Source organism: Micromonospora globispora, from assembly GCF_003857015.1.
Classification (GTDB): domain Bacteria; phylum Actinomycetota; class Actinomycetes; order Mycobacteriales; family Micromonosporaceae; genus Micromonospora; species Micromonospora globispora.
Map to the genome: position 1 here is coordinate 1 of NZ_QGGF01000760.1, position 3,286 is coordinate 3,286.

General features: G+C 69.1%; 4 protein-coding genes. 1 reads left to right on the forward strand and 3 read right to left on the reverse strand.

What is annotated here, in order from left to right; translation table 11 throughout:
- Window positions 1-456: 456 nt before the first annotated feature.
- Window positions 457-630 (forward strand): hypothetical protein, encoded by a 174-nt coding sequence (locus tag DKL51_RS35470; protein WP_165823274.1) that lies wholly within the window; start codon window positions 457-459, stop codon window positions 628-630.
- 3 nt (window positions 631-633) lie between these two features.
- Here DKL51_RS35470 and DKL51_RS33460 read toward each other — a convergent pair whose 3' ends face one another.
- The 3 genes from DKL51_RS33460 to DKL51_RS33470 form a co-directional block, all read right to left on the reverse strand.
- Window positions 634-756 carry a 50S ribosomal protein L36 gene (locus tag DKL51_RS33460; RefSeq protein WP_109947905.1) on the reverse strand — a complete coding sequence of 41 codons (123 nt, stop codon included), beginning with the start codon at window positions 754-756 and terminating at the stop codon, window positions 634-636.
- 153 nt (window positions 757-909) lie between these two features.
- Window positions 910-1,662, reverse strand: coding sequence for a 2-keto-4-pentenoate hydratase (locus DKL51_RS33465; protein ID WP_109947906.1), 753 nt, complete (start codon window positions 1,660-1,662; stop codon window positions 910-912).
- A gap of 111 nt (window positions 1,663-1,773) precedes the next feature.
- Window positions 1,774-3,286: SLC13 family permease (locus tag DKL51_RS33470; RefSeq protein ID WP_124813246.1), on the reverse strand; the 1,513-nt coding region annotated here is incomplete at its 5' end.

The following is a 3,286-nucleotide window of genomic DNA, read 5'->3' on the forward strand; positions in this document are numbered from 1 at the left end:
CACCGGCATGAGCCAACACCACCCGCTCCTGCCGGGGCGTGAGGTCCAACGCGAACCGGTACGACTGCATCACACTCAACCGCTCCCGGTCCGCCACACCCAGCACGGTAAACACCCGGTACGACATGCACCCGCAACCACCAACGCCACAACAACCACTGCACCCCAGCGCCGAACGCAGGATCCCTGACGATGCACCGCCCGCACCGCGAACCACTTTCTTGAGGGCACCAACGCATACCAACGCCTACTCAGTTGGCAACAGTTGACACCCCCCTGGCTCGGACCGGGGATCGACACCGGTCGGGGTCACCGTAACCCGGCCAGGCACGGCGGAACTGGCGCATCCCTGGCGGTCCGTCGGCTTCGCGGAGGGAACGACGCGTTGTTGACGAGCGTGATCACCAGTGTCACCAACATCCTCGCCACGGTGCTCACCCTCGCCACCCTCGCCTGGTGCTTCAGCCGGGCCACCGGCAGCGGAGAGCACCTGGCCCTGCCGTCCCCCTTCGGGGTGATCGCGGTCTGCCGGTCGCGTACGGTCTCTACAGCGCCTTCGCGGTGCTCGCTCTGCTCTTCGTGCTGCGCTTCGTCCCCGATACCAAGGGCAGGGAGTTGCAGACGATGTAGCTGTCAGCCCTGCCGGGCCTTCTGCCGCGGGTCGGCCTTGTTGATCACGAACAGCTTGCCCCGGCGGCGAACCACGATCGAGCTCGCCTTTCGCTTCAACCCACGCAGGGAGCTTCTGACCTTCATCGCACAGGCCGTCCTTCCAGTGCGGCAGCATTCCTCGCGTATCGCTGGCCGCGTACCCGAGGAGAGACCGGTCATTCGTCCAGCCGGGCCGGCCGGGACGGGCGCCGTCGGGAGGCGCGGGGGCGATCAGCGGCGGGTGGCACCATCGGCCGGTCAGGCGAACCGCACGGTCACCTCTCCGACGTCGGAGAAGGCCGCACGCCAGGTGCCGGGGCCCGACACGCTCTGGTTGCAGAACGATCCCGTGATCACCCGTTGGCCGGCTTCGAGCCCGCGACCGTACCGGTGCAGCAGTGCGCACAGCCGCGACAGCGACAGGTACGGGTCGTCCATGGCAGCGCCGGGGGTTCGGCGGGCGACCAGGGTGTCGTCGTGCCAGAGGTCGACCGTCACGTCGGTGAGGCCCGCCCGCACGGGTGCCTCCGGCCCGACCACGATGCCCCAGTTGCCCAGGCCGTCGGCAATGGTGGTGGGGTCATCCGCTCCACCGCTCAGCCGGACCTCGTTCAGCTCGAACGCCGGCGCGACCCCGCGCACGGCGGACCGCGCGGTCGCCGGATCGACGTCGCCCCGCAGCGGCGCACCGAGCACCAGACACAGCTCGGGCTCCAAGTAGCACGATCTGATCCGGTCATGCCCGAGCACGTCTCCGGAGGCGAGCGTGCGGCTCTCCAGCAGGTATCCGAACGGCCGGAAGCCCTTCCCCATCACGTCCCGCCGGGCGCCGGAGGTGAGGCCCACCTTCCAGCCGGCCAGCCGCTCTCCGCCGTCCACCAGCCGATCGAGGACGGCCAACTGCAGGCCGAGCGCCTCGTGGATGTCGTGTTGCGCGGCGCTCATGCCCGGTTCGACGACGGCACCCAGTCGCGCCGCGACGAAGGTCTTCACCAGTGACTCGTCGTACATGTCATCCTCCCCTTACGAGTCTGCGGCGGCCGGACCACCGTGCTGAACGCGGCAGGGAGGGGCAGACGTCCCGCCCCTCCCTGCCAACCCCGTCAACCTGCCGGGTGGGGATCAGAGCCAGCCGGGCACGACGAAGATCAACCAAGTGACGATCGGAATGATCACCACCATGCTGAAGCCCCAGCGCATGAGGCCCTTGTAGACGTAGTCGCGCTGGTCCTCCATGGAGTTGGCCACGGCGAGAGCACCACTGGTCGAGTAGGGGCTCGAGTCGACGATCGACGACGACAGCGCCAGGGCGGTGATCAGCCCGACCGCCCCGACGGCGTTGCTGCCGGTCAGGAACGGTACGGCGAGCGGGATGAGCGCGCCGAGGATGCCCGTCGTCGAGGCGAACGCGGACACCGCACCGCCGATGAAGCAGATGACGAGCGCGGCCAGCAGCGGCGCACCGATGCCGGCGACCTCCTCACCGAGCCACTTGATGGTGCCGATCTCCTGCATGACGCCGACGTACATCACGATGCCGCAGACCAGCAGGACCGTCGGCCAGGCGACGTGGTTCACGGCGTTTTTGGCCGACTCCGGCGAGAGCAGGGTGAGCAGCGCGGCCACGGTCACCGCGACCATGCCGACGTTCAGCTCGAAGTAGAGCGCCGCGATGGCGAGGCCCACGAGCCCGACCAGCGTCATGATGCGGTCCCGGTCCAGCCCGAGCGGCGCCGCCGTCTCGGCCGGCAGGGTGGTCGTGGTGGTGGCGCCACCCGACGGCCGGGTCGCCTGGGCGGGGACCGGCGAACCTGCCGACGCCTCGCTGACCGCGACGGCGCCGCCCGCCGGACGGGCACTCGTGGCACCCTCGTTGGCCAGGCTGATGCCCGAGTCCGACGCCGCCTCGTTGTCCGGTTCGGAGGCCGGCTCGGGGCGCCGGTCCCGGACCGAGCCGGTGCTGCCGGCCACGTCGGCCTCGTCGAAGGTGCCGACTCCGGTGTCGACGGCCCGACGGGTGAGCAGCTCGCGGCCGCCCCACATGAAGTAGGCGACGACGCTGATGGCGAGGTTGACGAAGAAGGAGGCCAGGAAGAGCAGGGTGGGGTTGCCCGGCAGCCCGGCCTTCTCGACCACGCCGTTGGTGATGCTGCCGAAGATGCTGATCGGCGAGAAGCCGCCGGCACTGGCCCCGTTGATGATCAACAGGCCCATCATGAGCGGGTTGATCTTGTATCGCTTCGCGAAGCCCATGCCGATCGGGGCGATGATGGCGACCGACGCGGGGACCACCGCTCCGATGGCGGTGAGGCAGGCCGTCACCAGGAACATGATCCACGGGATCATGCCCACCCGGCCGCCGACCAACCGTACTGCGGCCTGGACGAGCCAGTCGACGGTGCCGTTGGCCTTGGCGATGGCGAACAGGTACGTGACGCCGACGAGGATGACGAACAGGTCACCGGGGAAGCCGGCGAAGACGGCGTCGGTCTTGTCGCCGAGGTCTTCCCCCTTGAGGACGGAGATGCCGACGATGAAGGCGGCGACGATCGCGAGCGCGCCGAGGTTCACCGGTCGGACGGTGGCTATCAGGAAGATGAGGGCCAGGACGAGGATCGAGACGAGCTCTACTGAC